The organism is Salinivibrio sp. KP-1 (assembly GCF_000968645.1).
Lineage (GTDB): Bacteria > Pseudomonadota > Gammaproteobacteria > Enterobacterales > Vibrionaceae > Salinivibrio > Salinivibrio siamensis.
In genome coordinates this window covers 1-679 of the sequence record NZ_LAQR01000022.1, presented here as the reverse complement: position 1 = coordinate 679, position 679 = coordinate 1, and the positions used below count along the sequence as shown (strand labels likewise).

Below are 679 nucleotides of genomic sequence, written 5' to 3'. Positions count from 1 at the left end.
TGGTGGGTTGTACAGGATTCGAACCTGTGACCAATTGATTAAAAGTCAACTGCTCTACCAACTGAGCTAACAACCCAATGGCGTCCCATAGGGGAGTCGAACCCCTGTTACCGCCGTGAAAGGGCGGTGTCCTAGGCCTCTAGACGAATGGGACACGCCGATATGTTTGGGAACATATCCTCTTTAATACTTCAACCTATACAATCTGTGTGAACACTCGCAAAAATAGCGTCAGTAAGGAGGTGATCCAGCCCCAGGTTCCCCTAGGGCTACCTTGTTACGACTTCACCCCAGTCATGAACCACACCGTGGTAAACGCCCTCCCGAAGGTTAAGCTATCTACTTCTGGTGCAGCCCACTCCCATGGTGTGACGGGCGGTGTGTACAAGGCCCGGGAACGTATTCACCGTGGCATTCTGATCCACGATTACTAGCGATTCCGACTTCATGGAGTCGAGTTGCAGACTCCAATCCGGACTACGACAAACTTTAAGGGATTCGCTCCACTTCGCAGCTTCGCTGCCCTCTGTATCTGCCATTGTAGCACGTGTGTAGCCCTACTCGTAAGGGCCATGATGACTTGACGTCGTCCCCACCTTCCTCCGGTTTATCACCGGCAGTCTCCCTGGAGTTCCCACCATTACGTGCTGGCAAACAAGGATAAGGGTTGCGCTCGTTG

At 52.6% G+C, this 679-nt stretch carries 2 tRNA genes and 1 rRNA gene; all 3 read right to left on the bottom strand.

The window, feature by feature from the left end:
- Positions 1 to 76, bottom strand: a tRNA-Lys gene (locus WN56_RS08595).
- Between the two features lie 2 nt (positions 77 to 78).
- A tRNA-Glu gene (locus WN56_RS08590) sits at positions 79 to 154 on the bottom strand.
- A gap of 81 nt (positions 155 to 235) precedes the next feature.
- Positions 236 to 679: ribosomal RNA gene (locus WN56_RS08585) — 16S ribosomal RNA — on the bottom strand; the annotation flags it as partial.